This is a genomic window from Pyxidicoccus fallax (genome assembly GCF_012933655.1).
Classification (GTDB): Bacteria; Myxococcota; Myxococcia; order Myxococcales; family Myxococcaceae; genus Myxococcus; species Myxococcus fallax.
In genome coordinates, this window is record NZ_JABBJJ010000034.1 from 1 (window position 1) to 25,210 (window position 25,210).

The 25,210-nt window shown below is 68.4% G+C and carries 24 protein-coding genes; 11 read left to right on the forward strand and 13 right to left on the reverse strand.

Annotation, left to right across the window (positions count from 1 at the left end; genetic code table 11):
* The first annotated feature begins 393 nt into the window (after positions 1-393).
* Together HG543_RS10000 and HG543_RS10005 are read left to right on the forward strand one after the other, a co-directional pair.
* Positions 394-969, forward strand: coding sequence for an outer membrane beta-barrel protein (locus HG543_RS10000; protein WP_169344481.1), 576 nt, complete (start codon positions 394-396; stop codon positions 967-969).
* Between the two features lie 164 nt (positions 970-1,133).
* A complete protein-coding gene (locus tag HG543_RS10005; RefSeq protein WP_169344482.1) occupies positions 1,134-2,369 on the forward strand; it encodes a hypothetical protein in 1,236 nt (411 codons plus the stop codon).
* Between the two features lie 16 nt (positions 2,370-2,385).
* Here the strand turns inward: HG543_RS10005 and HG543_RS10010 are convergent, their stop codons facing one another.
* A complete protein-coding gene (locus tag HG543_RS10010) occupies positions 2,386-2,838 on the reverse strand; it encodes a nuclear transport factor 2 family protein (protein WP_169344483.1) in 453 nt (150 codons plus the stop codon).
* Positions 2,839-2,962: 124 nt separating this feature from the next.
* Here HG543_RS10010 and HG543_RS10015 point away from each other — a divergent pair, with 124 nt between their 5' ends.
* The 4 genes from HG543_RS10015 (at position 2,963) to HG543_RS10030 (ending at position 5,471) form a co-directional block, all read left to right on the forward strand.
* Entirely contained in the window at positions 2,963-3,667 is a 705-nt protein-coding gene (locus HG543_RS10015; protein WP_169344484.1) for a thiaminase II/PqqC family protein, read from the forward strand.
* Positions 3,668-3,770: 103 nt separating this feature from the next.
* A complete protein-coding gene (locus HG543_RS10020) occupies positions 3,771-3,944 on the forward strand; it encodes a hypothetical protein (protein ID WP_169344485.1) in 174 nt (57 codons plus the stop codon).
* 18 nt (positions 3,945-3,962) lie between these two features.
* Positions 3,963-4,265, forward strand: coding sequence for a TlpA family protein disulfide reductase (locus HG543_RS10025; RefSeq protein ID WP_169344486.1), 303 nt, complete (start codon positions 3,963-3,965; stop codon positions 4,263-4,265).
* A gap of 66 nt (positions 4,266-4,331) precedes the next feature.
* Positions 4,332-5,471 carry a hypothetical protein gene (locus HG543_RS10030; protein ID WP_169344487.1) on the forward strand — a complete coding sequence of 380 codons (1,140 nt, stop codon included), beginning with the start codon at positions 4,332-4,334 and terminating at the stop codon, positions 5,469-5,471.
* 78 nt (positions 5,472-5,549) lie between these two features.
* Here HG543_RS10030 and HG543_RS10035 read toward each other — a convergent pair whose 3' ends face one another.
* From HG543_RS10035 to HG543_RS10045, 3 genes are all read right to left on the reverse strand, one after another.
* The gene (locus HG543_RS10035) at positions 5,550-6,710 is read right to left on the reverse strand and encodes an RICIN domain-containing protein (protein WP_169344488.1); all 1,161 of its coding nucleotides are present in this window, start codon (positions 6,708-6,710) and stop codon (positions 5,550-5,552) included.
* Between the two features lie 184 nt (positions 6,711-6,894).
* Positions 6,895-8,145 carry a hypothetical protein gene (locus HG543_RS10040; RefSeq protein ID WP_169344489.1) on the reverse strand — a complete coding sequence of 417 codons (1,251 nt, stop codon included), beginning with the start codon at positions 8,143-8,145 and terminating at the stop codon, positions 6,895-6,897.
* A 111-nt stretch (positions 8,146-8,256) separates the two neighbouring features.
* Positions 8,257-9,681, reverse strand: a complete 1,425-nt coding sequence (locus HG543_RS10045) for a WS/DGAT/MGAT family O-acyltransferase (protein WP_169344490.1) — start codon at positions 9,679-9,681, stop codon at positions 8,257-8,259.
* A gap of 294 nt (positions 9,682-9,975) precedes the next feature.
* Here HG543_RS10045 and HG543_RS10050 point away from each other — a divergent pair, with 294 nt between their 5' ends.
* Positions 9,976-10,365, forward strand: a complete 390-nt coding sequence (locus HG543_RS10050; RefSeq protein ID WP_169344491.1) for a hypothetical protein — start codon at positions 9,976-9,978, stop codon at positions 10,363-10,365.
* A gap of 84 nt (positions 10,366-10,449) precedes the next feature.
* Here the strand turns inward: HG543_RS10050 and HG543_RS10055 are convergent, their stop codons facing one another.
* Together HG543_RS10055 and HG543_RS10060 are read right to left on the reverse strand one after the other, a co-directional pair.
* Positions 10,450-11,358 (reverse strand): alpha/beta hydrolase family protein, encoded by a 909-nt coding sequence (locus HG543_RS10055; protein WP_169344492.1) that lies wholly within the window; start codon positions 11,356-11,358, stop codon positions 10,450-10,452.
* Between the two features lie 243 nt (positions 11,359-11,601).
* Positions 11,602-12,087 carry a hypothetical protein gene (locus HG543_RS10060; protein ID WP_169344493.1) on the reverse strand — a complete coding sequence of 162 codons (486 nt, stop codon included), beginning with the start codon at positions 12,085-12,087 and terminating at the stop codon, positions 11,602-11,604.
* 404 nt (positions 12,088-12,491) lie between these two features.
* Between HG543_RS10060 and HG543_RS56245 the strand changes: the two genes are divergently transcribed.
* Entirely contained in the window at positions 12,492-13,679 is a 1,188-nt protein-coding gene (locus HG543_RS56245; protein ID WP_281404381.1) for a zinc-dependent metalloprotease, read from the forward strand.
* Between the two features lie 71 nt (positions 13,680-13,750).
* On the opposite strand, the gene HG543_RS10070 is transcribed toward HG543_RS56245, so the two are convergent.
* From HG543_RS10070 to HG543_RS10080, 3 genes are all read right to left on the reverse strand, one after another.
* Complete coding sequence (locus HG543_RS10070; RefSeq protein ID WP_169344494.1) at positions 13,751-14,173, reverse strand: EF-hand domain-containing protein; 423 nt, start codon at positions 14,171-14,173, stop codon at positions 13,751-13,753.
* Between the two features lie 219 nt (positions 14,174-14,392).
* Entirely contained in the window at positions 14,393-16,045 is a 1,653-nt protein-coding gene (locus HG543_RS10075; RefSeq protein ID WP_169344495.1) for a trypsin-like serine peptidase, read from the reverse strand.
* A gap of 239 nt (positions 16,046-16,284) precedes the next feature.
* Entirely contained in the window at positions 16,285-17,064 is a 780-nt protein-coding gene (locus HG543_RS10080; RefSeq protein ID WP_169344496.1) for a TolB-like translocation protein, read from the reverse strand.
* A gap of 95 nt (positions 17,065-17,159) precedes the next feature.
* On the opposite strand from HG543_RS10080, the gene HG543_RS10085 reads away from it, so the two are divergent.
* Positions 17,160-18,041 (forward strand): NAD(P)-dependent oxidoreductase, encoded by an 882-nt coding sequence (locus HG543_RS10085; RefSeq protein WP_169344497.1) that lies wholly within the window; start codon positions 17,160-17,162, stop codon positions 18,039-18,041.
* A gap of 10 nt (positions 18,042-18,051) precedes the next feature.
* Here the strand turns inward: HG543_RS10085 and HG543_RS10090 are convergent, their stop codons facing one another.
* A complete protein-coding gene (locus tag HG543_RS10090; RefSeq protein WP_169344498.1) occupies positions 18,052-18,912 on the reverse strand; it encodes a haloalkane dehalogenase in 861 nt (286 codons plus the stop codon).
* Positions 18,913-19,066: 154 nt separating this feature from the next.
* Between HG543_RS10090 and HG543_RS10095 the strand changes: the two genes are divergently transcribed.
* A complete protein-coding gene (locus tag HG543_RS10095; RefSeq protein WP_169344499.1) occupies positions 19,067-19,978 on the forward strand; it encodes a LysR substrate-binding domain-containing protein in 912 nt (303 codons plus the stop codon).
* Positions 19,979-19,986: 8 nt separating this feature from the next.
* Here the strand turns inward: HG543_RS10095 and HG543_RS10100 are convergent, their stop codons facing one another.
* From HG543_RS10100 to HG543_RS10110, 3 genes are all read right to left on the reverse strand, one after another.
* Positions 19,987-21,069: a hypothetical protein gene (locus HG543_RS10100; protein ID WP_169344500.1), complete on the reverse strand. Its 1,083-nt coding sequence runs from the start codon at positions 21,067-21,069 to the stop codon at positions 19,987-19,989.
* Between the two features lie 111 nt (positions 21,070-21,180).
* Positions 21,181-22,752 carry a CocE/NonD family hydrolase gene (locus HG543_RS10105; protein WP_169344501.1) on the reverse strand — a complete coding sequence of 524 codons (1,572 nt, stop codon included), beginning with the start codon at positions 22,750-22,752 and terminating at the stop codon, positions 21,181-21,183.
* A gap of 148 nt (positions 22,753-22,900) precedes the next feature.
* Positions 22,901-24,235: a M23 family metallopeptidase gene (locus tag HG543_RS10110; protein ID WP_169344502.1), complete on the reverse strand. Its 1,335-nt coding sequence runs from the start codon at positions 24,233-24,235 to the stop codon at positions 22,901-22,903.
* A 198-nt stretch (positions 24,236-24,433) separates the two neighbouring features.
* Here HG543_RS10110 and HG543_RS10115 point away from each other — a divergent pair, with 198 nt between their 5' ends.
* Complete coding sequence (locus tag HG543_RS10115; RefSeq protein ID WP_169344503.1) at positions 24,434-25,210, forward strand: zinc-dependent metalloprotease; 777 nt, start codon at positions 24,434-24,436, stop codon at positions 25,208-25,210.

A 25,210-nucleotide genomic window follows, 5' to 3' on the forward strand; every position in this document is an offset into this window, starting at 1 on the left:
CCGATACCCACACGTTCAGCTTCGGCGGCAGCGTCAGAGGTGTATAAGAGACAGTGTCGTCCCTCCGCCCGCTCCCGCCACTCCCGCGGGGACGCCGCTCCACGTGGGCCACCTGGACACCTCCCATGCGCGCCACGACCGGCCTACCAACCAGTCGGTTGGCTTTCCGGTTTTTACTATGAGTAGCGGAAGGAAACACCGCAAGTCAATGCCTGTAAATCCTGTCTTTCTCGCGACACTCGTCCGAGACTCCAGGAGGTGCCCCGCGGGGCATATCGCCTGTTGCCTGGCGCTCACTTCTCCGCAATCCCGCGACGGGACGGAGTCAACCGCCAGGATTCCAGAGCCGGTCCGTATCCTGGAGATCATCCCCCTCGTGAGTCCACCCCAAACATGTTTCCTCGCACCGCGCTGCTGTTCCTGCTGCTGGCATTGCCCGCCGCGGCTGCCCCCGAGGAGAAGAATTCCGCGCCCTCTGGATTGTATCTCCAGCCCCAGGTGTACCTGAGCTCTGGCTGGAGTCTCACGCAGACGACTCAGGGCGATCCGGTGGAGTATCAGACGCGGCTCTCCGGTGGCGCGGGGATGGGCCTGCGGGTTGGCTACGACTTCACTCCGCACGTGGGCCTCTTCGGCTCGATGACGCTGGGCCTTCAGGACGCGGGGCCCTACGCCGGCTATGGAGCGGGGGTGACGCTGCGCACCTCGATGCTGGGCTCGACGCGCCTGTATGCCCGGCTCGGAGCGCGGCTGCTCACCCCGGTGACACTCCTGCTCTACGGCACGGGCGGCGTGGGCGCCGAGGTCTTCCTCATCCAGGGCCTGTCGCTCGGGCTGGAGGTCGACGGAGCCCTGCCGCTCGCCAGTGGCACCCGGCACCCCGACTCCAGCGATACCGAGTGGAAGGTCTCCGCCAACGGCGGGCCGGTGCGGGGCGTCTTCGTCATCACGTGGTACCCGGGTCTGTGAATCACCGGGCGGCTCTGGCAAGCCGAGCGGCATTGCAGTTATAGGCGGCGATACATCCCAGATAAGGCACACCTCGATTGAATCCGCGCTCCGGTATCACCCCCGGCGCCCTGCACGCTTCCCACGCCTGGGAAGTGGAGCTCGGCCGCGTTCCCGGGGCCCCCTTGTCTCACGCGGTGCATCGCCCCACCTCGCTGCTGCCCGAGCTGCTTGGGCTCGGCCTGGGTGAGGTGCTGCACACCCCTTCCGACGAACGCTTCCTCTACCCCGGCGTCCCGCTCGTGGAGCTGCGCCGGGCCCGCCAGTGGACGCCGGGCTCTGACGGCATGTCCGGGGTCCAGGCCAACATCCACACCATCGACACGTATCAGGCCCTCGACGTCCACATGGCGCGCTACCTCGGCGCGCCGGAGCTGTCGACCTGGGTCACCTTCGGCAAGTACGCCGCCCGCGAGGCGGGCTCGTGGATTCGCATCCTCGAGACGATGCTGAGCCTCAGCCACCTGGGGCCCGGAGGGGGCACCTCCGCGCGGAGGCTGCGCCTGAGCCGCGCGCTGCTCGCGCTCGCGAGCCAGGACGGCCTGCTGTCCGCGCTCATCAGCGTGGTGCAGGGGCTGTTCGGGGGCTACCGGACGGGAGCGGCACTGCTGGCCGATGCCCAACGACTGGCGGGCCTGCTGCCCGAGTTCCGGCAGATGGGCCAGGCGGCGCGCAACGGCCTCGTGGAGGGAAACACGGAGATGTACCACCGGGTGGGGTTCGCCTTCGACGTGTTCCTGCGAGCCGAGTCCGAGGGACGCAACGGCGTGGAGGCCCTCCAGGAGATCATCGCCACGGGCGCGCTGGAGGACCCGCAGGGCTACCTCCAGGCGGGCTTCTCGCTCTATCGCGAGGCGCATCTGGTGGGCCTGCTGTCCCGCTCGCCGGGAGTGTCCCGGGGGCGCCAGCTGGTGCTCGACTCCTGCCGCCGGCACCTCGTCCACGAGGGCAACCTGCTCATCGCCGTGCAGGAGCAGGCGCTGGTGCTGCAACGGCCGAGCGTCTTCACGCAGCCGGTCCTCCATGCGCTGCTGGGTGCGGTGCGGCCGGGCCAGCTGCGGATGACGCTCACGCCCATGCCGGGCGGCAGGGGCTACGACCGATTCACGATGCTGCCCGACGGAGGCAACTGGGCGGACTTCGAGGCGCGGATGGGCGTCCGGGACGTCACGGACGCGCCGAACCGGCCCGCGTACACCTATTGCGTCATCTTCCCTGGAACGCCTCCTTCCGAGGCGCGCCACTACGTGGTGGACACGAACCGGCGGGGCACCATCGTGGACCTCTTCACCCGCTACCTCTGCGGGCCCGCCAGCGAGCAGCTCCTGCGGGGACGTCCCCGGGAACTCCAGCCGCTCTGAGACGGAAACGCGCCGCTCACGTCGCCCGGGAGAGCACGGCCCGGTAGAGCGAGGACAGGCCGGGCACCGCCGACGCGACGCCGCCCGCGATGTCGAAGTGGTCCCGCTGATGGACGATGCGTCCCTCGCGGGTCCGCAGGTGGCTGACACCCTCCAGCGTCAGCTCCGGTCCGATGCGCGGTGCGAAGCACATCCGCCACGACGCGAAGACGAGTCCGTCCTGCTCGGCCACGTCCTCCACGGAGATTTCGAGCCGGCGCGCGCGGGCCAGGAAGCGCCGGTTGAGCTCGGCATAGGCGGCCACACCGGAGACGCGGTGGAGGGGGTCCTGGAACTGGATGTGCTCGTCGTAGAGGGAGAGGAAGGCAGGCAGCGCCGGCTCGCGCTCCCGGAAGAGCGTCTCGAGCGCCCGGCTCCAGCGCTGCCCCAGCGAGGCGGGGTCCTTCGTTGCCGTGTCTGACGGACTCATGGGGACACCCCTAGCACCTTCCATGCGGAGCGGGAACGCGAGCGGCCGGCCACGCCCTGACGGGGACGTCCCCCCGGGTTTACAGCCCGCGCCCGAGGCCGCACATGTGGTGCAGGAGGCTGTCATGACGGACGCGGCCGAGCTGATGCGGGACATCCGTGAGTCCCTCTGGGACCTGGACGCGAGACTCCTGGACCATCCCTTCCTGACCGCACTGGAGCGAGGGGAGCTGAGGGAGGAGGCGCTCCGCTCCATCGCCGCCCTCTGGGAGCAGGCCATCGTCAGCGACCTGCGCGCGGCCGCGATGATGGTCCAGCGCTTCGGCCATACAGCCGCGCGCGACTTCCTCAATGGTGTCCTGCAGATCGAGTTCGCGGCGCTGGACGGATTGCGGCCCATGCTTCAGAAGTTCGGCCTGTCGCGCGAGGAGGTGGCGCGTTACGAGCCCTCGTTCGAGGGCATGGCCTTCTCGCTCCAGATGGCCTGGCTGGCGGCCTTTGGCTCGGCGGCCGAGTTCGCCGTGATGCTCCTGGCCTCCGGGCCGACGTGGGAAGCCAACTGCGCCCGCATGGGCCGGGCCCTTCGCGCGAGGTACGGCTTCACGGAGCAGGAGACCGCGTTCCTGGAGAGGGAGCTGGGCGCGGAGGTCTTTTCGATGGAGAAGTTCGCGCTTCCCATCATCCAGGAAGGGCTGGACGAGGGAGTCGAGCCCCATCGACTCTTCCGTGCCGCGCGCTACGCCGTCGTCTCCGTGACGATGCTCTGGGACGCGATGCTGGCGGCGAATCAACCTGGGGCTCACGAGCAGGCCGGAGCCGGGTGGACGTGACACACCGGCACGAATTCGACCTGGACCGGGAACTTTCGCGTGAGATGCTGGTGTCCGTTGGAGCATCGGGAATCCTCCCCGCGTGCTTCGAAGGGAGTCGTGCGTGCGCCTCGTCCTCCTGGTCATCCTGGCCGCGCTGCTCGGTTGCGATGTCTACGACCGGCCTCGGCGCCCCGTGGGTGAAGCCTTCCAGGCGCGAGCGCTGGACGGAGCCGTCATCGACAAAGCGGTCCTGCGTGGAACGCCGTGGGCCGTGAATGTCTGGGTGCCTGGTTGAAGCTCCTGTGCTCGGGAGTTGCCCGAGTTCGCGAAGCTCGCCGCGGAGATGGAAGGCTCGGGCGTGAAGTTCCTGGCGCTCTCGCTCGAGCCCGATGTGGAGCTCGTGCGCGCCACGGTGAAGAAATGGAACCTGCCCTCCCTTCCCATCGCCATCGCGGAGTCCGAAACCCTCGGGCCGCTCGGGGTGAATCAGGTGCCCGCGACGATCTTCATCGGCAGTGACGGAGTCATCGTCGCCGCCGTGAGCGGAGAGAAGAGCGGGGCCTTCCTCCGGCGCCGGGTCCAGGAACTGCTCGCGAGGGAGAAGCAGCTGAAGTGAACCACACCGGCCGCTCCCTCGCGATTCGCTGGCGGGAATGGCCGCGCCGGGGACAGACTGCACCCGATGGAGTCCCCTTCCCTGGAGCGAATCCTGCGCGAGGCCGCCTCGGATGCGGCGCTCTCGCCTTCCTCCCACAACGCCCAGCCGTGTGAGCTGGCGCTCCTCACGAGCGACGAAGCGCGCCGCGCCCTGGCGGAAGCCGGGGCTCCGGCTGGCGAAGGCGTCCACGCGGTGGTGGCGCTGGACCCGGCCCGGTGTCTCTCCGCGCTGCCGGCCCACCGCGCCGAGATGCTGGTGAGCGGCGGCATCTACACCGAGGCCCTCACCATCGCGCTCGCGGCGCGTGGCGTCCGGGCCGAGCTCCGCTGGCGAATCGGCGGCGTGCCTTCCGGAGTGGCACGGCTGCTGGCCCCGTGGGAGCCGGTGGCCGTGCTGCACCTGACGCGCTCGGAAACGAATGACGCCCAGGCCGTGGCGCAACTGCCGCTGCTGGCGGCGCGGAGGACGAACCGCTCTCCCTATCGCTCAGAGCCACTTGCTCCCGAGGTCGTGGAGGAGGTGCGCGGGGCGGCGTCACGCGCCTTCCCGGACGCACGCGAGGCGTGTGGAGTCGTGTGCCTCACGGACCGGGGCGCCCTGGAGAAGTCGGGAGCGCTGGTGGGACGGTACAGCGACCGGGAATTCACCCACGAGGCGGCGTGGCGCGAGACCTACGCCCACATGCGCTTCGGCCCCGAGGTCATCCGCGAGGCGGAGACGGGCCTGCCCATCACCCACCTCCTGGCGAAGCCCTTGCCCGGGTGGCAGCAGGCGTTGATGCGGAGGGTGCTGTCACCCACGTCCATGCGGGTGCTCCGGCCGCTGGGGCTGACGCGGTCCCTGGCGCGCGAGTCCGGCAAGGCCGTGGCGGCTTCGGGAATGGCGCTGTACCTCCACTTCCACGAAGAGGAACCCTCGGAGGCCGCGCAGGTGGCGGCCGGAGGGAGGCTGCTGGCCCTGTGGCTCGCCTTGACGGCCCGGGGGCTGGCGATGCACCCGGTGAGTGTCATGGTGCAGCACCCCGACCTCCGCCGGATGCTCGTCTCGGAGCTGGGGTTGCCTCCGGGCCGGGGCTTCTTCTTCGCGCGTGTCGGTGTGCCGAACGCGCAGCTGCCTCCCGCGCCCAGGCGGCGCGAGGCCGCGGAGCGCGTGCGCCGGGTTTGACCCGACAGCGCCGGGAGGCCGGGGGCCCGACGTGCATTCGAATGAAGCGCGTGGGCCCCCTACCCGTCTGGCCGCTCCTCAGTTCGGCGGGCAGAAGACGATGTCGAAGTCCTCGGCGTTGCACGCCGCCATCACCGAGTCATCTCCCGACCACGAGTAGGACTGCGAGCAGGCCGCGTCGAAGTACCTCGCCACGACGCTGTTGGGGTTGTCGCGGTCGCGGCTCACGCACGAGATGAGCTTGCCGGCGGCGTTGCGGAACTGGCCCTCCGGGGGGCAGCCCGGCAGCAGGTTCATCGGGCAGCTGCGAACCTGCCCCGCGCAGGTCGTTCCCCCACCCAGCTCATAGGGGACGATCTTCAGGGGGAGGTTGTGGGCATCCACATGGCTGAGATTGAACCAGTCCCAGCTGGCGTAGGAGTAGAACACCTCGTTGAAGCCGAACTCCGCCAGGGAGTGGCGCTCGAAGCCCGGGTCCTCTCCCCTGGCGAATCCCCAGTAGCGCTTCGTCGGCATGTACGTGGTGACGGAGCCAATGGTCCGGCACGCTTCCTGGCCCGTCCCCAGGATGCCGCCCGTGATGTTGTTGCCGGCGAACTCGACCTCGAAGGCGCACCGGTTGATGAAGCGCAGGGTCGTCTGCCCATCGGCGGCGGCGCACCCGCGGCCCGAGTTGTCCGAGCCGCTCACCTTGTCGAGCGTGTAGAGCTGGTTGGCGGTGCCGGTGTACGGGTACTGGACGTACTCCGTGCCGTTGTCCGCCGAGCCCCAGTACAGGTCGATGACCATGTCCGTGTGGCGCGCGTGGATGCTGAACCGGTTGTCACCCCGGGCCACGAACTTGAACTGCTGGTTGTTCCCGCCGACATACGTCCACTGATGCACCTTGGCGTTCTGCGCGGTGCTGTTGTTCGAGATGTCGAGCGCCTTGTTGCTGTTGACGTTGATGATCTTCCAGTACCCATCCGACGTCGGCGAGATGCGGAACTTCTGCGCGTTGGTGCCGTTGCAGTCCCACTGCTGCACCTTGGCGCCGTCCGCGGTGCTGCCCGAGGCAATGTCGATGCACTTGTGGGTCATGGCGGAGCGGATGACGTAGTCACCCTCCGTGATGCTCGACACGATGGCCTCGCTCTGGAGCCGATCGATCTTCTCGGGGGGCTCCGGTTCGATGACACCGCATCCAACCAGTCCACCCAGAACCACCCATGACAGACAGCGGTACATCCCACGCGTCATGCGTCTCTCCTTGTGCCTGGCCTGAAGAGGGAAGGTCCCCTGTTCGCCGGCGCAATCGATAAGGCAGGAGCCGCTTGCCGCGCAATAGCGGTATTAACCGGAATGGCTGTGTTTGGGTCCAGTGCCCTATCAACAACAGTCATCGCACAGGAGGTGCTCGGGTCCGAGCACGTGCGAGCTTCGGCTACGGGTCCTGCCGAGCCCCCGGTCCGCCGCCCTGCTGGCGCCAGTACTTCTCCTCCGCGTCCCAGCGGTCCCTCGACTTCCGCAGCGTCGCCACCAGCCGCTGTCCACACCCCGGGCAGCGCGCATCGGTGAGCTCGACGAGGCGGTTGCAGTCACCGTCGGAGCAGTAGAAGTGGGGGTAGCGCGCCCCGTACCACCACCCGAAGACGGGCAGCACCAACAGCCAGGGAGTCGTGTGGATGATGAGGATGAGGAACATCGCCAGCAGCCCGAGCACGCCGAAGAGCACGGCGCGCGACTCGGGGACCCGGAACGCGATGCCCTCCGGCTCATCCGCTTCCTCTTCGTCCTGCTCTTCTTCCTCCGTGTACTCCGCGCCCTCCTCCTCCTCCGACTCGGAGGGCCACGCGTCCTCCGCGTCCGGAAGGCGCGCGGGCGGAGGGAGCTCCTCCCACCGGGAGGGCGGAGGCACGCCGAGCCTGTCTCGCAGCGCCTCACGCTCCCGCTCGAGGAGCCGCAGGGCGGCGTTGAAGGCGGCGGCCTGGGTGGGCAGCAGCTCCCGCTTGAGCATCTGGACCTCGTCGCGCGCGCTCCCTCTCGCCACTACCTGGGCGGCCAGCAGGAAGCTCATCGCCTGAGGTGAGAGATAGCCCCCGCCCCCCACGCTCCAGCGATGCTCCGCCAGGGCCCCGACCACCGCTCCGCTGGAGCGGGAACGGAACGTGTTGTTCGTGGTGAGGAGGCCGAAGCCCAGGAAGATGGTGGTGAGGTCCGTCAGCTGCTCCTCATGCTGCCGGTCCTCCATCACCATGAGCCCGTGCAGGTAGCGGTACGCATGGGCCACCTCGTGGGCGAGGCACCCGACGAGCTGCTCGGCATCCTCCAGCTGGGCCTCGTCCACGCCGAAGAGGCACGTGTCGCCCTCGAAGCCCGCGAACCAGGCCGCCGCCCCTTCCTTGTGGTGCGAGGTGCCCACTCCGCCCACGGACGCCGTGTACTGGGGCTGGGCCTCGTTCGCGAAGAGCGTGACGTGGACGTCGAAGGCCCCCAGCCCGGCATGGGACATCAGGCGGAGCGCCATGGCGCGCACACCCTCGCCATCCGGTGTCCAGGCATCCGGGAAGAATGCAGGGTTGGGACGGACGATGGGAGCGCGGACCAGCGTCGCGTGGCCGCGCTGGTCGACCAGCTCTCCGAGCGCTTCCAGGAGCTTCGTGCGCTCGTCCTCGGTGGGAAGCAGATGCGACATGTGTAGGGGGCGCGGGACCGGCACGAACGCCAGGAGCCGTCCCGCGCGAGCATAACCCGCGGGCGCCCCGCGGTGCGCGCACGTACCGCGGGTACGCCTCGCGGCGTGTCTTCAGCGCTGCTCCGCCACGGCCCGTGCTTCCAGCGGGGCCTTGGCCCCCAGGCGCAGCGAGCGCTCCAGCTCTTCGAGCGCCTCGCCGGTGAAGACCGCCAGCCGCTGCATGTGGGGCAGCGTCTTGCGGCAGCCGGTGAACCCGATGTTGAACTGTCCCGCGTAGCTCGCGCTGGTGATGTTCAGCGCCTGTCCGTGGAGCAGCACCGACACCGGGTAGAGATGCTCCAGGCGGGCGCCGCAGAGGTACAGCGGCCGGTCCGGCCCCGGCACGTTGGAGATGGTGAGGTTGAACACCGGCCGCATGTGCCCTCCCAGCCCGGAGAACACCTGCAGGATGTACGGCGTCATCAACATCGACGTGTAGTCCGCGATGCCGCTCCTGGGCAGATCCTGGAGCCGCTCCTTGGCGAGCCGGGTCGACTCGCCGATGGCCCTGAGCCGCGCCACCGGGTCCTCGATGTGGGTGTTGAGGTTGGCGAAGATGAAGCTGATGGCGTTGGCCGTCGCTTCATCTCCCTTGGGACGCACCGAGACGGGCACTCCGGCGGTGAGCGGCCGCTCCGGGAGCGCGCCCAGCTCGCCCAGGTAGCGGCGAAGCGCGGCGGCGCTGAGCCCCAGGAAGACGTCGTTCACCGTGACGCCCGCCGCCCGGGCCACGGCCTTCACGCGGGGCAGCGTGTAGTGCTGCGTCGCGAACCGCCGCTGCGCGGAGACCGGGCCGTTGAGGAGGGACCTCGGCGTCGCGAACGGCAGCGCGACGTCCGGAGCCCGGAGGACCGCGTCGCGCGCCATGCTGGCGAAGGACTTCGCCACCCCTGGCATCGCCGTGGTCCGGTCCTTCACGCCGGACCAGAGCTTGGACAGCGACGCCGCGTGCTGGCGTGCCGGGAGCGGGCCGGAGCGGCGCGTCCCCACGGACCAGGGTGCCACGACCTCTCGCGCGTCCGGGTCCGCGGACAGCGCCTTGATGAGCAGGCGGATGCCACCGACTCCGTCGACCAGGGAGTGGTGGATCTTGGTGTAGATGGCGAACCGATTGCCCTCCAGCCCTTCGATGACATGCACCTCCCAGAGCGGCTGCGAGAGGTCCATGGGGTGCGAGTGCAGGCGTGAAATCAAGACGCCGAGCTCACGCTCGCCACCGGGCTTCGCGAGCGCCGAATGGCGGAAGTGGTAGTCGAGGTCGATGTCCTCCGCCTCCACCCAGGTGGGAAGGACGGACTTCAGCCGTGGCGAGGCCAGCTTGAGGTTGTACGGGGCCGTGAACTCGCGGTGGCTCCGCAGCTTCTCGATGAGCCCCTGCAGCCATCCTTCCGGCGCACCCTCGGGGAGCGAGTAGATGCAAAGACTCGCCACGTGCATGGGCGTCTGCGGGCCATCGACATACATCCAGACCGCGTCCATCGGACTGAGAACCTTCATCGCTGCCCTCCCCTATCCGGGCCCGGTGGAGCCCGACCTACGATGAGGCGTTCGATTTGAGCATACCGGGCGCCGGGTGGGAGGGCACTGGACGCTTCGCGGCGGAGGCGGCTCCCGCCCGCGTGACGGCAGAGCGGGCGGGAGGACGGGCCGGAGGAGTCGGCACCCGGCGGAGTTCCCCGCTGAATCCACTCTCGAAAGCGCCGCGTATCCCCTTTGAGCCAGCCGGTGCGAAGGGGGGAGCCCGGCTGGCTCCACGGTATCCCCCCTTGGGAGTCGATGATGATGAAGCTGATGAAGAGGGGAACCTTCGCCGCGGGCGCGCTCGCCCTGGTGTTCTCGAACCTGGCGTGGGCGGGCAACCAGGTGGCCACGCTGCGCATCGCGCCGGGCGCCAACGTGTGCCTGCTCCAGGACGAGTCGGCCATCAACGCGGTGTTCGCCGCTGGCACCGTCCAGCCGAGGCCCGACGGCTCGCGGCCGCCCGTGCGGTTCCGGCTGCGGCGCAGCCTCCTCGGGCAGCCAGGGACGTTCTCCACCGCGGCCGAGGAGGTGACGGCGGACTTCTCGTTCGCGGCGGACACGGTCACCCGGCCCGACCTGGTGCCGGGTACCTTCCGGCTGTGCGCGTTCAATTCGCAGTCCGTCGCCGTCAACGCGAAGCTGGACCTGCGGACGAGCTGACAACAGTCCTCCGGGCAGGGCGCGAGCGTGAAGGAGGGGGCACGCTCCCCGCGCTCTGCCCGGAGGCCGTGTGCCGTCAGCGGCTCAGCGCTGGCAGTAGCTTGGCATGGTGCTCGGCAGTCCGCCCGCGTAGGGGGACGGGACGGTGCCGAACGGGTGGGCCTGGAAGAACTGCCAGACGGCCGCGCGCGCGTCCGTGGGGATGGAGTGCCCCCGCCCGTGGTTGCAGATCATGGCGAACTGCGACTTGGACTTCAGGTCGTTGTAGTAGTTCGTGCTCACCGTCTGGAAGTTGATGATGACCTGGTCGGACGGGCCTCCGTGGAAGATCATGGCGGCGAACTTGTTCGTCGGGTCCTGCGTGGGGATGGTGGAGGACCGTCCGCCCGAATAGGTCGCCACGCTCGCGATGTAGCCCGAGCGGCGGTAGCTCATCTGCGTGGTGTTCAGGCCGCCCGCGCTCATGCCCATGCTGTGGATGCGGCTCACGTTGACGCCCACCTTCTGGATGGCGCAGGCCAGGACCTCGTCGGCGACGCGGAAGTCATCGTCACGCGACGTGGACGAGACATAGAACCAGGGGAAGGTGCCCGCGGCCGGGTCGCGCGACGGCGCCACGACGATGCCACCCTGCGCCTTGATGGCCTCGATCTGCGCCGTGCCCAGGCCCGTGGTGGCCTCCGTCGGCGAGCTGCCCGTGCCGTGCCAGTAGAAGATGAGCGGGCCATCCAGGGTCCTCGCCGCGTCCGACATCCAGATGCGAACCGAGCGGGCCGGGATTCCCGCCGGCCGGAAGGTGAGCGTCCCCTCCTGGAACTCGGGGCAGGTGCCGGTGGGCTTCGGAATGAAGGCGGGCGAGGGCTGAGCCAGGCTGGCGCTGGTTTCCGCCAGCGCCTCGATGGCGCCGTCCTCCGCGCCGGTCAACGGGCCCACTTCTTCACCACCACATGCGGACAGCGTCACGACGAACGCGGCAGCAAGAAATTTCTTCATGGCAGACACCTCTGGGTGTGGCAGCGGGCCGACGGGAAGACAGCCTTTGAGCGCCCTTCTGCCTGGGCATAGGTAAGGCGGATAGAGCCGAAATTCAAGTAATCCCGGCATGGCGGAGGAGTGTCACGAAAGGGCCGGAAATATCCATGAGAGGTGAAGCGGTTGCGGACGCAAACGCGTGGCAACAACAGTTCTATTTCGCATATCGAAACAGGTGGGCGCGGTGAGCACGCACGGAGAGGCTCAGCGCTCCGCGTCGCTCGGGGGCTTCTCCGGAAGGCAGAGCTTCGCGACCTGGAAGGTCTCCGAACCCGCGGGAACGGAGACCTCCCCCTGGACGCAGCGGTATCGCTCCCGACAGGAGCCGCTGTCGCAGGTGTCGTAGCAGCCCGAAGCCACCGGCAGTTGCCCCGCCCGTGCAAGCCGCCGGGCGGACTCCGGGTCGACGCAGCGCTCGTCGGCATCACAGCGGGGCTCTGGTGAGTCGACCCAGCCACACACCTTCGGGCAGTACCCGCCGTCGACCCACTCACCACGGGGCGAGCAGGCCCGTAGGAACCGGGTCCGCGCGGGCTCCTCCCGGACGCGACGTGCCTCCTGTGCGGGGACCGGACGGGCGTCGTCTGCCCCGGGCGCCTCCTTCATGCAGGCCGGGCAGGCCAGCACCACCGCCGCGAGCGCCAGGCACGCCGCCGCCCTGCTTCCATGTCGGGCCCGCTCGTGTCTCATGGGGACGCGGGCTCCAGCGTGGGCTCGGAGGCAACGGACAAGGCGCTCATGGCCGGAGCATACCCACCCCGAGCGGAGGGAACCCGGGCCTGCCCATGACGACCGTCAGCACACCCATGGAGGCCCATGTCGCCGCCGCGTATCCCGGCACCTGTCCTTGCCGTGAAGGCTGTAGCGATACAATCACACGAGCATCTTCATTCTTGTCAGACTTTGAGACTCTGCACGACGCGCTGCGCGATCCACCGGAATTCGTGACACGTTGATGCAACGAATGCGGAGCCGAATGACCGAGGGCGATCTCGCTTGAGAGCGCGTCAATTCATGGAATACTTTGTTTGCGCGTCTTCCGGGGGCTCGTCACAAGACGGCTCGGGGATGCCTGTTCAACCGAAGGGGGTTCCATGTTTGCGAGAAGTGTCGTGCTTGCGGCGGGATGTATCGCGTTGATGTTCGGCTGCGCCGGGCAGCCCGATGAGACGCAGGAGATCGTCGACAACCTGAGCAAGGCCGGGTTCCCCGCCAACGACATCATGGTCGTCGACGGGAAGGTCTACGTCGGGCGGGATGCCGAGGTGTCCCTGGAAGCGTCGCGCGAGCTGATCGCGCAGGGCACCTCCACCGAGGAGCAATACCGCACCACCAACCTCGTGGGTCCGTCGGTGACGAAGATCTGCATCAACGGCTCGACGTTCACCGGCGCGTTCAGCACGGCGCTCGACCTGGCCATCCAGAACTACGACGAGCTGCCGCTCTCCTTCGCCATGGCGCGCACGCCGAGCACCGGCTGCAGCTACACCATCAACGCCGTCATCCAGCCGGGCGTCGTCGGAGGCTCCGCCGGGTTCCCCTCGGGCGGACTGCCGTACCACACCATCAACATCGGCGGCGGGCTCTCCTCCTACAGCGTCGACGTCATCGAGCACGTCATCACGCACGAGATTGGCCACACCATCGGCTTCCGCCACACGGACTACTACAACCGCAGCATCAGCTGCGGCAGCGGCGGCAACGAGGGCGACGCGGGCGTCGGAGCCATCCACATTCCGGGCACGCCGACCACGGCCGTCGTCGGCGGCTCGCTCATGAACTCCTGCTTCCGCTCGGTCGAGACGGGCGAGTTCGCCCCTGGCGACCTCTCCGCGCTGAGGGCGTTGTACACGCCCGTGCAGAACAACTGGCGCTGGTGCAACAAGTGTCAGGGGCTGTTCTTCGCCGGCAACCCCACCTCCGCGTGCCCGGCCGGAGGCGCGCACGCGAACGTCGGCAGCGGGGACTACCATCTCGTGCACAGCATCGCGTCCACGACGGGACTGCAGGGCAACTGGCGCTGGTGCAACAAGTGTCAGGGGCTCTTCTTCGGAGGCAACCCGGGCTCCGTCTGCCCGACGGGTGGCGCCCACGATTCGACCGGTAGCGGCGACTACCACGTGCACCACGGCGCGGCAGCCGCCCCCGACCTGCAGTCGAACTGGCGCTGGTGCAACAAGTGCCAGGGGATGTTCTTCGGCGGCAACCCTGGCTCCGTCTGCCCCGCGGGCGGCGCTCACGCCAACGTCGGCAGCGGCGACTACAGCCTGATCCACCGCTGACCCGGCCGTCCTGAATGACAACAGCCCCGGCCGCTCCTCGCGGCCGGGGCCATTCGATGCCGCGGTGAGACCTACTGCTCACCGCCGAAGCCCGCCGCGTGGCGCGGGCCATGCTTGCCACGGCGGCCCATCCCGCCGGCCTTGAACTCCTCGAGCGACAGCGCGCCGTTGCCGTCCTTGTCGAGCGCCTTGAAGTGCTCGGCGGCGCGCGCCTCGTGCGCGGCCTGTCGCTCGGCCTCGTCGAGCTTGCCGTCCTTGTTCGCGTCGAACTTCTGCACCATCTCCTGGCGCTTCTTCTCGCGCTCGGCGCGCATCGCGGCGCGCTCGGACTCGTCCAGCGTGCCGTCCTTGTTGGTGTCGAACTTCTCCAACTTGCTGGCGCGCATGCCGTCCGGGCCGCCATGGCGCGGGGACTGGGCCAGCGCGGTGCCGCCGGCCACCAGGCCCAGGAGAGTCACGCCGGCGAGGAACTTCTTCGAGAGTCGGTTGCTCATGGTCGTCTGCTCCTGCGTGCTGCGAGTGGTTGCCACGCAGGGACGACAAAGCAACGCGGATGCCACCCGCAACCCCGCGGAATCACTGCGGCGTGCGAAACCCGCACAAGGCAGGTTCCGCAGTCGTGTGCGGAACCCGCAGTCCGTGGCCGGCCCGCTCGCCCTGCGAGCACACGGGCAGGGCAGCCCACCCTTCGAACAGGGGCGAGCTCTCGCGTCCTAGTAGATGACGTAGGCGACCGTGCCGCTGCAGCTCGTGTCGCGGAAGCAGCCGACCCGAATCTGATAGGGCACGTTCTCGCCCAGCGCGTTCACATGGTGGGTGAGGTGCGAGAGGGAACCGCAGGTGCCGAAGGTGTCGTCGTTCTCGGCCTCCACGATGCCCGTCGAGCGGTGCAGCCGCAGGATGGTGTCGCCGCTGCCGGAGGCACCCTCCAGGCCACAGGTGCCCATTTCGATGACCTGGCCATACGACAGCCGCACGTCGCGGTTGACGGTGTTGCGCGTGCCGCTGCTGGTGTTGGTGAGGTTGAAGGAGAACGTGCCCCGGACGAGGTCGGAGTTCCGGGTCACCTTCCAAACCACCGCGCCACCGCAGAGGGTGTCGTGGTGGCAACCGGCGCGGAGGGTGTAGTCGCCGGCGGCTCCCACCCTGTGCTTGAAGTAACAGTCGTTGCTGGCGACCTGGGTTCCCTGCGCGTCGATGAGGCGTAGCAAGGTGTCACCGGTGGCACTGGCGCCCGCCAGGTTGCAGGTGCCCACTTCCACCACGTCACCCGCGGAGAGCGAGAGGACCCTGTCCGTCGTGTGCTGCTGGGCATCGTTCGTATTGCCCGTGAAGTAGATGAACGAGGTCGCCGGACGGGGCGGAGGCGGCGGCATGCCGGCGCACAGCCGTGGGCTCGCGTTGTTCGTCGCGGCGCACAGGGCGCGGATGGCGGGGTAGACGTAGGTGCTCTGCTCGCCGATGCAGCCCGTCTCGGGACACCGGTTCACCACGTTGCAGGTGCCGTTGGCGACATAGTCCGCCTCACCGCGCACGACGATGCTCGCCACCGTGTAGTTGTTCGTCTCGTACACGGCCGAGCCCGAGTTGCCGGCGAAGGTATCCGTGGTGGACACCAGGAAGTCCAGGGTGTCCGCGCGCGAATCACGCACCGTGCCGCCGGAGTCGATCTTGAACGGGATACCGCTGCCGCTGCCAATGACGGCCACGTTCTGCCCGACCGCCAGCGCGGTGTTGCCCGTGCGCACCGGCGCCGGGGTGAAGCGCGGCGTGGCCGGCCGGTCCAGACGCAGGATGGAGTAGTCCAGGGTCCGCCCGTTCGTGTTACCCAGCTCATGCGCCACGATGGCGGTGCAGCGGAAGATGTCCTGCGTGGTGACCTGCTGGAGCGCTCCCTCCGCGGTCCGGTAGAAGTTGAAGACGAAGTACGTGTTGGCGCACTCCTCGGCGCCCAGGACACAGTGGGCCGCGGTGAGCACCAGGTCGTCGTCGATGAGCGTGCCGGAGCAGAAGGCCGCTCGCGGGTCATTCCGGAAGCGCTCGGTGGTGCAGAGGTTGCGTCCTTCGCCCAGCGTCTGGCCGGTGAAGACGACGTTGTTCGGGTCCGTCGTGTCGAAGAGCCGCTGGTGCATCAGCGCCACGGTGGATTGTCGCGCCCGAGCACGCAGCGTGGCGTTCGGGTGGGCATGGACGTCCATGCGGTCGTCCGTGCCGTAGACGGCCTCGCTCTCCTGGTCTGCGAGCGCGTCTGGCTTCGTGTCCGGCTCCGTCGACGGGCCGCAGCCCACCGCGAGCGTGAGGATACCCATACACATCAATGCACCCGCGAGGGGACGCACCTGGAGCCCGAGCTTGAGATGCTTCATGGGGGGATTCCTTCCTGCTTCTTGAGGGGGAAAGACGCCCGCATGATTTCGGCAATTGAGTGGCTAATGCCACGTAATTATGCACAACAATAATTAATCCAACCGAGGCTTGGGTGATTGAAGTTTCCGCCTGGTCTGTAGAGACCATTGTTTGGCCCTCGGTCCTGTCCAATGACTTGCGCGCGTACGGGGGTGACCGCGCCGCCGCGCCCGTTCAACCGGGTTGCGCCGTGGGACGGCTACTCCCGCCAGGGAAGCTCGAGGGTGCGCTTCTCCTCGCCGTCCGGGCCACCCAGGACGTCGGTGGAGACCTCGATGCGCTCCGGCGAGGGGAAGGTGACGGCGTCCGGGTAGACGTAGCCGTAGGGCACCCAGTACACGTCTTCCTCGGACAGCCCGCTGCGGTGCACGAGCGCGGGCGTGCCGCCCGTGAGGGGCACCTTCAACACGTCCCCGCGCCGGTTGCGGCAGAGAATCCACCGGCCCCCTGGGGACAGCGCTGGCGAAAAGCAGTCCTTCACCCAGGACGCGGCCTCTCCGGTCCGGAGGTCGACCCGGTAGAGCTCGACGCGCCGGTCCCCCGTGCCGCTTCCCCACCCTACCCAGTCGGTGATGACGTGGTCGAGCGAGGGCGTCAGCACCAGGGTGCCGCCCGTGAGCGAGCCGTCCCCGACCGAGTCGGGGAGCTGGGTGACGGGCCGGCCGGGGCGGTAGACGAACACCTGCACGGCGCAGGAGTCCCCTCCGCACCCTGTCTTGAGCTGGACGAGGGCGGCCTTGCCTCCCGCCACCGGCGTGAACGTGCAGTTCTCCATCGGCCCGGTCCACCCCACCAGCGCCGCGCAGTCCTCTGCCGACAGGGTTGAGTCACTGCCCTTCAGCGCTTTCTCCACCTGCTGCTGGAGCTCGGCCGGCAGCGGTTTCGCGGCACTGTCCCGCGCGGAAGGGGTCGCACACCTCACCGGCGAGAGCAGCAGGAGGAAGACCGGAAGGCCCAGGCGGGAAATCGACGAGCGCATGGGGAAGAATCCTACGAGGCACCGTTGAGCAGATGCCAGCGTGCCCCATCCGCCAGGCCGTGACCCGGCTGGCTCGAAACGACAGGAGACGGAAGATGCCCCCCAGCAGGTCTGTGAAACTCGCGGTGATTGGATGTGGCCTCATGGGCAGCGCACTGGCGCGAGCCTTCGCGGCGGCGGGTCATGACGTCGCGGTCTGGAACAGGACTCCCGCCCGAGCCCGGGCCGTGGGCGGTGGCACCGTCGCGATGGAGAACCTGGTCGAAGCCGTGTCGGGACGGGAGCTGGTCGTCGTCTCCCTGACCAACTACGCCGCCTCCTTCGAGGTGCTCGCCGCGAAGGGCGTCGCCTCGGCGCTGGCTGGAAAGACGCTCGTGCAGCTCACCAGCGGCACACCCGCGGATGCCCGCTCGGGACTGGAGTGGGCGCGGGCGAACGGCGTGGACTACCTCGACGCCGCCATCCTCGCCTTTCCCGGCTTCGTCGCCACCGATTACGCGACGGTCTACTACGCCGGCTCGCGCGCCGTCTTCGACCGGCACCTCGAAACCCTCCAGGCCATCGCGAAGAACTCCGTCTACGTCGACGAGAAGATCGGCGCCGCCGCGACGCTCGACTGCGCGATTCTCGAGGCCTTCTACGGAGGCTCCCTGGCCTTCCTCCATGCCGCGGCCATGTGCAAGGCCGAGGGGCTGGACCCGAAGACCTTCTTCGCCCAGAAGAACTCCTTCCTCGGGTTGATCTCCGTCACCGCCGATGCCGCGCAGGGAATGATCGAGAACAACGACTTCTCTGGCGACCAGTGCAGCCTCAATATCCACGTCGCGGCAATCGAGCACATCGTCCGGCTGAGCAAGGACGCCCGCATCAGCGCGCGCTTCCCCCAGGAGCTGCTCGAGAACTACAAGCGGGCGGTCAGCGCGGGACTGGGTGACAAGGAGCTGCCGGCCGTCTTCCAGACCCTGACGCGGGAGTAGCGGCCACCGCTCACCGCGCCTGCCGGTCCAGCCAGCGCTCGATGGCGCGCGCGATTTCCTCGGGCGCGTCCTCGGGCGCATGGTGTCCCGCACGGCCGAGCGGGACGATTTCGAGCGCGCGCAGTGTGCTCCGCGCCCACTCGACAATCCCCGGCGCGCTGAGGCCCGTGTCCCCGAACGTCAGCAGGAGCGCCGGCTTCGCCTGAGGACTGGCGAGCCACGCGTCGTAGTCCTCGATGACCGCGGCGACCTCCGCGGGCTCGCCACCAATCGGAATCTCACGAGGCCATTGCAGCAGCGGACGTCGTGACGCCGCATCGGGATACGGGGCGTAGTACACGCCGCGGTCGCTCTCCGAGAGGCCTCGCTGGACGCCGTTCGCGAGCGACCGCGCAAGGAACTCGTTCTGTTCCAGCACCAGCTTCTCCCCCACCCCCGGCGTGCGCAGGGCGCGGAAGAACTGTTCGCCCTGGGGCGGCCAGTCGCTCCACTGCATCGGTCGAAGGAAGGTCTCGAACACGACCACGCCGCGCACGCGGTCCGGGTGCCGCCGTGCCCAATCCAGGGCGAGGACTCCACCCCAGTCGTAGCCGACGACCACGACCTCGCGGAGGTCGAGCGCGGAGAACCACGCGTCCAGGTACCGCGCGTGGTCCGCGAATCGATAGGCGATGTCGGGCTTGCCCGAGCTCCCCATCCCGATGAGGTCGGGCGCGAGGCACCGGTTCCGCCCGGAGAGCCGCGGAATCACCTCGCGCCAGACGTGCGAGGACGTGGGGTTGCCGTGCAGGAAGACGATGGGAGCGCCCGTTCCGGCCTCCCGGTAGGACATGAACGAGTCGAGGACAGGGACCTGACGTGACGTGGACATGGGGGTGCTCCGGGGAAGCGGTTGCGTGGGGGCATGACATGCGACGAGCGCGCTCGCGACGAGCCAGCGGAGCCATCTGTTGTGCATGTCCGCATCATGCGGAGGCCAAATCCTCCCCGGTAGTGATGGTTCGTGAGGTATGACCTCACGTTCCGTGAGCACTCCCATCGCGTCCCTCGACCTCAATCTCCTGCTGATGCTCCACACCGTCCTCTCCGAGGGCAGCGTGGCGCGCGCGGCCGAGCGGCTCCACGTCACGCCGTCCGCCATCAGCAATGGCCTGGCGCGCCTGCGCTCCGCGCTCGGGGACCCACTCGTGACACGCAAGGGGCGCGGCATCGTTCCCACGCCGCGGGCGCATGCGCTCGCCCCCGCCATCGCACGCGGCCTGCGCGAGTTCGAGTCCGCGCTCCATGCGGCCCCCTTCGAGCCGGCATCCTGCACGCGGACCTTCACCCTCGCCGTCGCCGATGCGGGACAGGTCACCTGGGTGCCGAGGATCGCCGCCGCGATGGCCACGGAGATGCCGAACGCGGGCCTCTCGGTGGTGGGGATTGCCTCGCTCGTCGCGCTCGGCGACCTGACCTCGTCCCAGGTCGACTTGCACATCGGCCTCGCTGGCCGAGGCGCGGGGCTCCACATCGAGCCGCTGATGAACGAGCGGACCGTGCTCGTGGCGCGCGACGGTCACCCGGCGCTCGACAAGCGGCTGTCGGTGCGGGCGCTCGGAGCGCTCCGGCACGTCGGCGTGGAGATGGTGCCGGGCAAGGGGTTCAGGGACCTCGTCGGTGCGGCCTACGCCCGGGCGGGCGTGCGCCGCGAGGTCGCGATGAGGGTCCCCTCGTTCATGACCGCGGCGGCTGTCGTGGCCGAGACGGACTTCGTCGCGACGCTGCCGGAGTCACTCGTCGCGGCGCAGGGCACGCGCCTGGGCGTGAAAGCCGTCGATGCGCCCGTCCCCGCGCACACCGTCAAGATGTCGCTGTGCTGGCACGAGCGCACCCATGCGGACCCCGCGGCTCGGGGCTTTCGAGCGCTCGTCCGGCGCGCGGTCCTTGCGTTGTAGCGCTCGCGTCAATCCTGGGTCTTGTTACCGGGCGGGGGCGGGTCGACGTACGTCTCCAGGGCCAGCGTGTCCATCTGCTCCTCGATCCACGCGGCCTTCTCCTCGACGGTATCTCCCTCGGGTGGGTACCGCTGGCCGGTGGGCGTGTTCTCCCACTGCTCCACGAGCTCCGCGTCCGAGATGGGATTGTCGCCCTCGCGGTTGGCCCTGAGTCCAATCGCCAGCTCCCGGTCGGAGATGCGCTCGATGGCGGCGGCTTCCTCCTGGGGCGACTCCGGAGGAAGTCCCTCCCGCTCGCGCGCCATCCTGCGAGTGACGTAGGCGGTCACCACGTGCTCGATGGCCACGGGGTTCTCCCAGCCGTCCGTCTGCCGGGCGATCTCCGCGCCTGCCTCGGGCGGAAGCCCCAGCGCCTCGAAGGCTTCCCTCGCCTCCGCCTCCCGGGTGGACTGGGGGACGTCCGGGCCGAGCCCATCCCCGATGAGGGCGTGCACATACTCGTGGACGAGGATGTCCACGTCGTTCGTGTCCGACGGGTCGTCGATGGAGCTCACGGGGACGTAGACCTTGCCGTCATCGTGAACTCCGATGGAGCCCGGGTAGCGCTGACTGTACTCCGCGTCGGGGAGGACCACGACCTCCACGCCGGCCTCGCGCGCGGCGTCGATGATCTTGTTCCCCGTCGGGGTCTCCTGCGCCTCCTGCTGGATATAGCGAAGGAAGTCCTCAGCGGCGGCCGGCACGAGTGGCGCCAGCCTGCGCTCGTGCGCTTCCTTCGCGAGGTTGTACTCCCGCGGATCCGTGAAGTCCTCTGGCCGCGGCGCCTGCTGTTGGACCCGCTGGTAGCGAAGGATGTCCAGCGTCGGCGGGTACTTTGGAAACGACGGGCGGACATTGTTGCCGCCGCCGAGGTTCACGCCCTTCGGCTTCGACGGCGACGCCTCGAAGAGGTCCAGCGACCTCGCGACAATCGAAGCCGGCGGCTTCGCCGGGGCGCGCGGCTGGGTGGACGTCGGCGCGAACGGCGCCGGCCCGGAGGTGCGGGGCGGCGTGGGGCGGAACAGCGTCCGGAGCTTGAGGAGGTCGGCCATGTCTCCGCTACGCACGGGCGCAGCGGGCGGTTACATGTCCGGTTTTCGGAGCCATCCGCCACGCCGGAACCCTCCCCCGGCGTGGCGTTCTCCTTCATGGCGCGCCGCGTCTCACTTCAACGGCAGGGACACGTACGACGGGCTGCTCGTCGACGAGGAGAACTGCAGCGTGGAGAAGGCCGGAGCCTTGTCCGCGTAGAGCGGGTCGACGGTATCGATGACGAGCGAGAGGCGATGGCCGCTGGGAACGTCATAGGCCGTCGCCGGGAAGTCCACGTCCACGAGGTAGGGCCGGCCGGCGACCGCGTCCCGGAGCGTGACGGCGACGTGCGTGACGAGGCTCCCCGTCCCGCCCCAGTCCGTGTCGTAGAGGTAGGCGATGACCGTCGTCGCCCCGGAGCTGCCGGGGGTGACGGTCAGGCGCAGGCGCGCGGCTCCGCGCACGCGCTGCGGGCTCGTCAGCCAGTCCGAGTGCCAGACGCCCGCGTTGTCCCGGTCCACCGCCGGAAGCCACGCCTGGGCCGGCTCGCCGGTGATGGCCTCCGCGCCGTTCGTCAACAGCACCACGCCACCGTTGGCGACGGTGTCATCGCCCGCGAGGATGGTCGCGCTCCAGGCCGGCTGCGCACCCGGCGCGAGGTCGCCCTCGTTGCTCCACCAGTGCACGTCGCTCAGGTTGAAGCGCGCGGTGCTCGTCGAGACGGCGCTCCACGACGGGTACGACTCATAGGTGCTCTGGCCCCGCAGCTGGAGCTGGACGGGGTTCTCCGTGGCGATGCCCGTGTTGATGCCCCGCAGGTACTGGTCGAACCAGCGGCGCGTGCTCGTCCAGGCGTCATTGGGCAGGCCGAGGATGCCGGTCAGCTCGGGGATGGCGTGGTCACCCGGGCGCAGCTCCAGCCGCTTCGGTCCCGACAGCCGGGTGAAGAAGTCCGTGAGCTGGTTCGGCGCGAAGAAGCTGTCGCCGTACGCGTTGGCCATGAGGATGGCGGGACGGCTCGCGTTGATGCGGTCCAGGTACGTCGCCGCGCCGCGCGCCTGGGAGTAGGCGATGACGTCGGGCACGTTCTGGTTGGCGAAGAAGTTGGAGAGGGCCTGCCGCAGCTCCGGCGAGGGCGTCCCGGTCAGCTCCGCCGCCAGCGCCAGCAGTCCGGCGCTCTGAAGATGGCGCGTCTGGTTCGAGTACAGCGAGTACGTGAGGTCCGTCCAGCCGCTCATCGCGGCCACGGCGCGGATGCGCGAATCGAAGGCCGCGCCAATCAACGAGATGCCCGCGCCGTAGGAGATGCCCGCGGCGCCGATGCGGGTCGGCTCCGTCGGGGTGTTGGCGAGCGTCCAGTTGATGACCTCGGACAGGTCACCGATGTCCTTGGGCCCCGCCGTGTCGATGCCGCCACCCGACGTGTAGAAGCCTCGCGGGGTGTACGAGACCACCACGTACCCGGCATCGGCGAACTTCTGCGCCTGCACGATGTACTCGATGTTGGGCAGCCCCCAGCTGGTGATGAAGATGATGGCCGGGTACCGGCCCGGCGCATCCGGCGTGAAGACGAGGCCGTCGAGCGCCACCGCGTCACGCATGGCGAACTTGAGGGCTCGCAGCGACGAGGCCGCGGATGCGGGGGTGGTGATGAAGCACAGCGACAGAGCCAGGGTTACGGCGACGGCACGCAGCCAGGACATGCACTCCTCCTGTAGGGGGGATGGAGAGATGACGCGGCAGGCTATCGACGGGTGTCGCACCTTGCCCCCTCCCAAAGGAGGGGCCGTGGAAGGGCGAAGCCTGGGGGAGCGTGGAGCGACCACGCCCCCGCCATCCGGCAGTGACGTGTCAGGGAGCGCTCGTCGTCAGGGTGAAGTTGTCGAACCAGATATCGCTGGCCCCTCCCGCGCTCCCATCGCCCAGCCGGACGATGATCTGCTTGCCAATGGGCCCTCCGGAGAAAGGGGTCGTGTAGCTGACGCCCTGGGTCTGCACCCAGCCTGTGACATTGTCGATATTGACGGTCTGGCTGTTCAGGAGCACGAAGCTTCCCAGGTTGTTGTCCACGCTCGCGTAGCCAATCTGGTAGGGAATCCTCCCCAGGTTGTCCAATCCCCCAGAGGCCCGGCTGGAGAAGACGTACCGTGTATTGGCCACGAAGCGGGCGCTGAGCAGCTGCCCGACCGTCTCGGTGGTCCCCGCCGAGTAGTACCCGAACTTGCTTCCCAGGTCGCCGTTGTTGGGTTTGGGGTAGGACGTGTGGAACGCCCAGGCGCCTCGAGGCCCCCAGGAGTTGATGAACCCGTGCTGGCTGGCGGACGTCGCCTCGATGTTGCCGTTCTGCAAGACAGGGGGAGCCCAGGTCGTGCAGAGTGACTGGCACTGGTTGTTGCGGATCGCCGTGCACGACGAGGCGTCCATGGTCGGGCCGCACCAGTTGGTGACGATGGCGTCCCAGTTCTGGCACTTCGGATCCCATCCCCAGGTCCGGTAGTTACGGAGGATGTCATTGCGCACCGAGAGGATGCATTGGGCGCACTGTGATTGCGTGTCACAGGCCGACGTCCTCGTCACCGTGTTCCCGGTCACCAGGCCGGAGCAGGTGGACGAGCCGTTCAGGAGACAGTCACGCATCGTCTCGGGAACGACTCCCACGGCGTTCGCGTCTCCGGGCCATTGAGCGCCCTGATACAGAGTGAGGTGCAGGTGGACCTCGTTGGTGCCGGTCGAGCCCACGTAGCCAATGACCTCGTGGGTCCCCACGAGGCGCCCGTTCTCCAGCGTCACCGGATCCCTCAGGTGGGCGTACAGCGATTGATAGCCGTTCTGATGGTCGACCATGACGTAGTTCCCGTAGCCGGCCGTTCCGGTGCCCTTCTGGAAGATGCGACCGGGAGCGACGGGGTACACCGGAGTGCCCAGGGGCAGGTAGAAGTCGAGCGAGTAGTAGTCCTTGGCGCAGTGCCAGCCCGAGCCGTACGCCCGGCCAATGGAGACGGAGCTGGTGAAGGTCCACGGAGTGCGCATGGGAAAGCCCTCCGCCTGGTTGATGCAACCAGGGGTGGAGCAGTCCACGGTGCAGGCCTGCGCATGAGCAGCGGGGGCATGCAGGGTGAGCATCAGCAGCGACAGCGCGGTCAACACGCCCCGGCACATGGCACGAGACACGAGAAACAGTTTCATTGTACCCCCACGAGTGATTTTCACTGCGAGAGCGAGTCTTGGCGTGTTTCGTGTTCATGTCCAGAGCGCCTCCAGCAAGAAGGCGCAGCGCCCTCCCGTCTCGCTATTTTCACTGCAAGTAGAGTGTTCTAGAAACCCAGCTGTCCGTCCGATGCTCCCGTGACGGGAGCGTGGGTGGGGGACAAGAGGAGAACGCGAATGTTCAAGCGAGCGGCGGTCCTCGTGGTGAGCTGTGGCGCGTTGCTGGCCGGCTGCGATTCCGAGCCGGAGAACGAGACCGGAGAGATCATCTCCAACCTCGTCGAGGCCGGCTTCCCAGCCGATGACATCATGGTCGTCGATGATGCCGTGTACGTGGGACGTGACGGTCACGTGAACCTCGCCGCGTCCCGGGAGATGCTCCAGCCTGGCGAGGGCACCCAGGAGCACTACCGCACGACGAATCTGGTCGACGTCTCCGTCGTGAAGAAGATCTGCATCAACCCGACGTCCACGTTCAACAGCATCAGCAAGTTCAGCCAGGGACTGGATATGGCCATCCAGAACTACAACGCCCTGGGGCTCTGTTTCACCATGGCGCGGGGGCCGACCACCGGCTGCAACGCCAACATCACCGCGCAGACCATGACCGGCACCGGCGGCTCCGCGGGCTATCCGTCGGGTGGCCGTCCCTACGGCACCATCAACATCGGCACCGGGCTGCAGAGCTACACCGTAGACCTGGTCGAGCACGTCATCACCCACGAGCTCGGACACACCCTCGGGTTGCGCCACTCGGACTTCTTCAACGTGGCCCACAGCTGTGGCACCACCAGCGAAGGAAGCGCGGGCATCGGGGCCATCCACATCCCCGGGACGCCGACCACGTCCCCGGCGGGCACGTCGCTCTTCAATACCTGTTTCAGGTCGTCCGAGACGGGCGAGTTCACCAGCTCCGACATCATCGCGTTGAAGACCCTCTACGGCGGCTGCTGA

What these genes read in the sequence shown, in the direction of transcription:
- HG543_RS10000 (WP_169344481.1), top strand. Translation starts at nt 394, where the DNA reads ATGTTTCCTCGCACCGCGCTGCTGTTCCTGCTGCTGGCATTGCCCGCC.
- HG543_RS10010 (WP_169344483.1), bottom strand. Translation starts at nt 2,838, where the DNA reads ATGAGTCCGTCAGACACGGCAACGAAGGACCCCGCCTCGCTGGGGCAG.
- HG543_RS10015 (WP_169344484.1), top strand. Translation starts at nt 2,963, where the DNA reads ATGACGGACGCGGCCGAGCTGATGCGGGACATCCGTGAGTCCCTCTGG.
- HG543_RS10030 (WP_169344487.1), top strand. Translation starts at nt 4,332, where the DNA reads ATGGAGTCCCCTTCCCTGGAGCGAATCCTGCGCGAGGCCGCCTCGGAT.
- HG543_RS10035 (WP_169344488.1), bottom strand. Translation starts at nt 6,710, where the DNA reads ATGACGCGTGGGATGTACCGCTGTCTGTCATGGGTGGTTCTGGGTGGA.
- HG543_RS10040 (WP_169344489.1), bottom strand. Translation starts at nt 8,145, where the DNA reads ATGTCGCATCTGCTTCCCACCGAGGACGAGCGCACGAAGCTCCTGGAA.
- HG543_RS10045 (WP_169344490.1), bottom strand. Translation starts at nt 9,681, where the DNA reads ATGAAGGTTCTCAGTCCGATGGACGCGGTCTGGATGTATGTCGATGGC.
- HG543_RS10050 (WP_169344491.1), top strand. Translation starts at nt 9,976, where the DNA reads ATGAAGAGGGGAACCTTCGCCGCGGGCGCGCTCGCCCTGGTGTTCTCG.
- HG543_RS10055 (WP_169344492.1), bottom strand. Translation starts at nt 11,358, where the DNA reads ATGAAGAAATTTCTTGCTGCCGCGTTCGTCGTGACGCTGTCCGCATGT.
- HG543_RS10060 (WP_169344493.1), bottom strand. Translation starts at nt 12,087, where the DNA reads ATGAGACACGAGCGGGCCCGACATGGAAGCAGGGCGGCGGCGTGCCTG.
- HG543_RS56245 (WP_281404381.1), top strand. Translation starts at nt 12,492, where the DNA reads ATGTTTGCGAGAAGTGTCGTGCTTGCGGCGGGATGTATCGCGTTGATG.
- HG543_RS10070 (WP_169344494.1), bottom strand. Translation starts at nt 14,173, where the DNA reads ATGAGCAACCGACTCTCGAAGAAGTTCCTCGCCGGCGTGACTCTCCTG.
- HG543_RS10075 (WP_169344495.1), bottom strand. Translation starts at nt 16,045, where the DNA reads ATGAAGCATCTCAAGCTCGGGCTCCAGGTGCGTCCCCTCGCGGGTGCA.
- HG543_RS10080 (WP_169344496.1), bottom strand. Translation starts at nt 17,064, where the DNA reads ATGCGCTCGTCGATTTCCCGCCTGGGCCTTCCGGTCTTCCTCCTGCTG.
- HG543_RS10085 (WP_169344497.1), top strand. Translation starts at nt 17,160, where the DNA reads ATGCCCCCCAGCAGGTCTGTGAAACTCGCGGTGATTGGATGTGGCCTC.
- HG543_RS10090 (WP_169344498.1), bottom strand. Translation starts at nt 18,912, where the DNA reads ATGTCCACGTCACGTCAGGTCCCTGTCCTCGACTCGTTCATGTCCTAC.
- HG543_RS10100 (WP_169344500.1), bottom strand. Translation starts at nt 21,069, where the DNA reads ATGGCCGACCTCCTCAAGCTCCGGACGCTGTTCCGCCCCACGCCGCCC.
- HG543_RS10105 (WP_169344501.1), bottom strand. Translation starts at nt 22,752, where the DNA reads ATGTCCTGGCTGCGTGCCGTCGCCGTAACCCTGGCTCTGTCGCTGTGC.
- HG543_RS10110 (WP_169344502.1), bottom strand. Translation starts at nt 24,235, where the DNA reads ATGAAACTGTTTCTCGTGTCTCGTGCCATGTGCCGGGGCGTGTTGACC.
- HG543_RS10115 (WP_169344503.1), top strand. Translation starts at nt 24,434, where the DNA reads ATGTTCAAGCGAGCGGCGGTCCTCGTGGTGAGCTGTGGCGCGTTGCTG.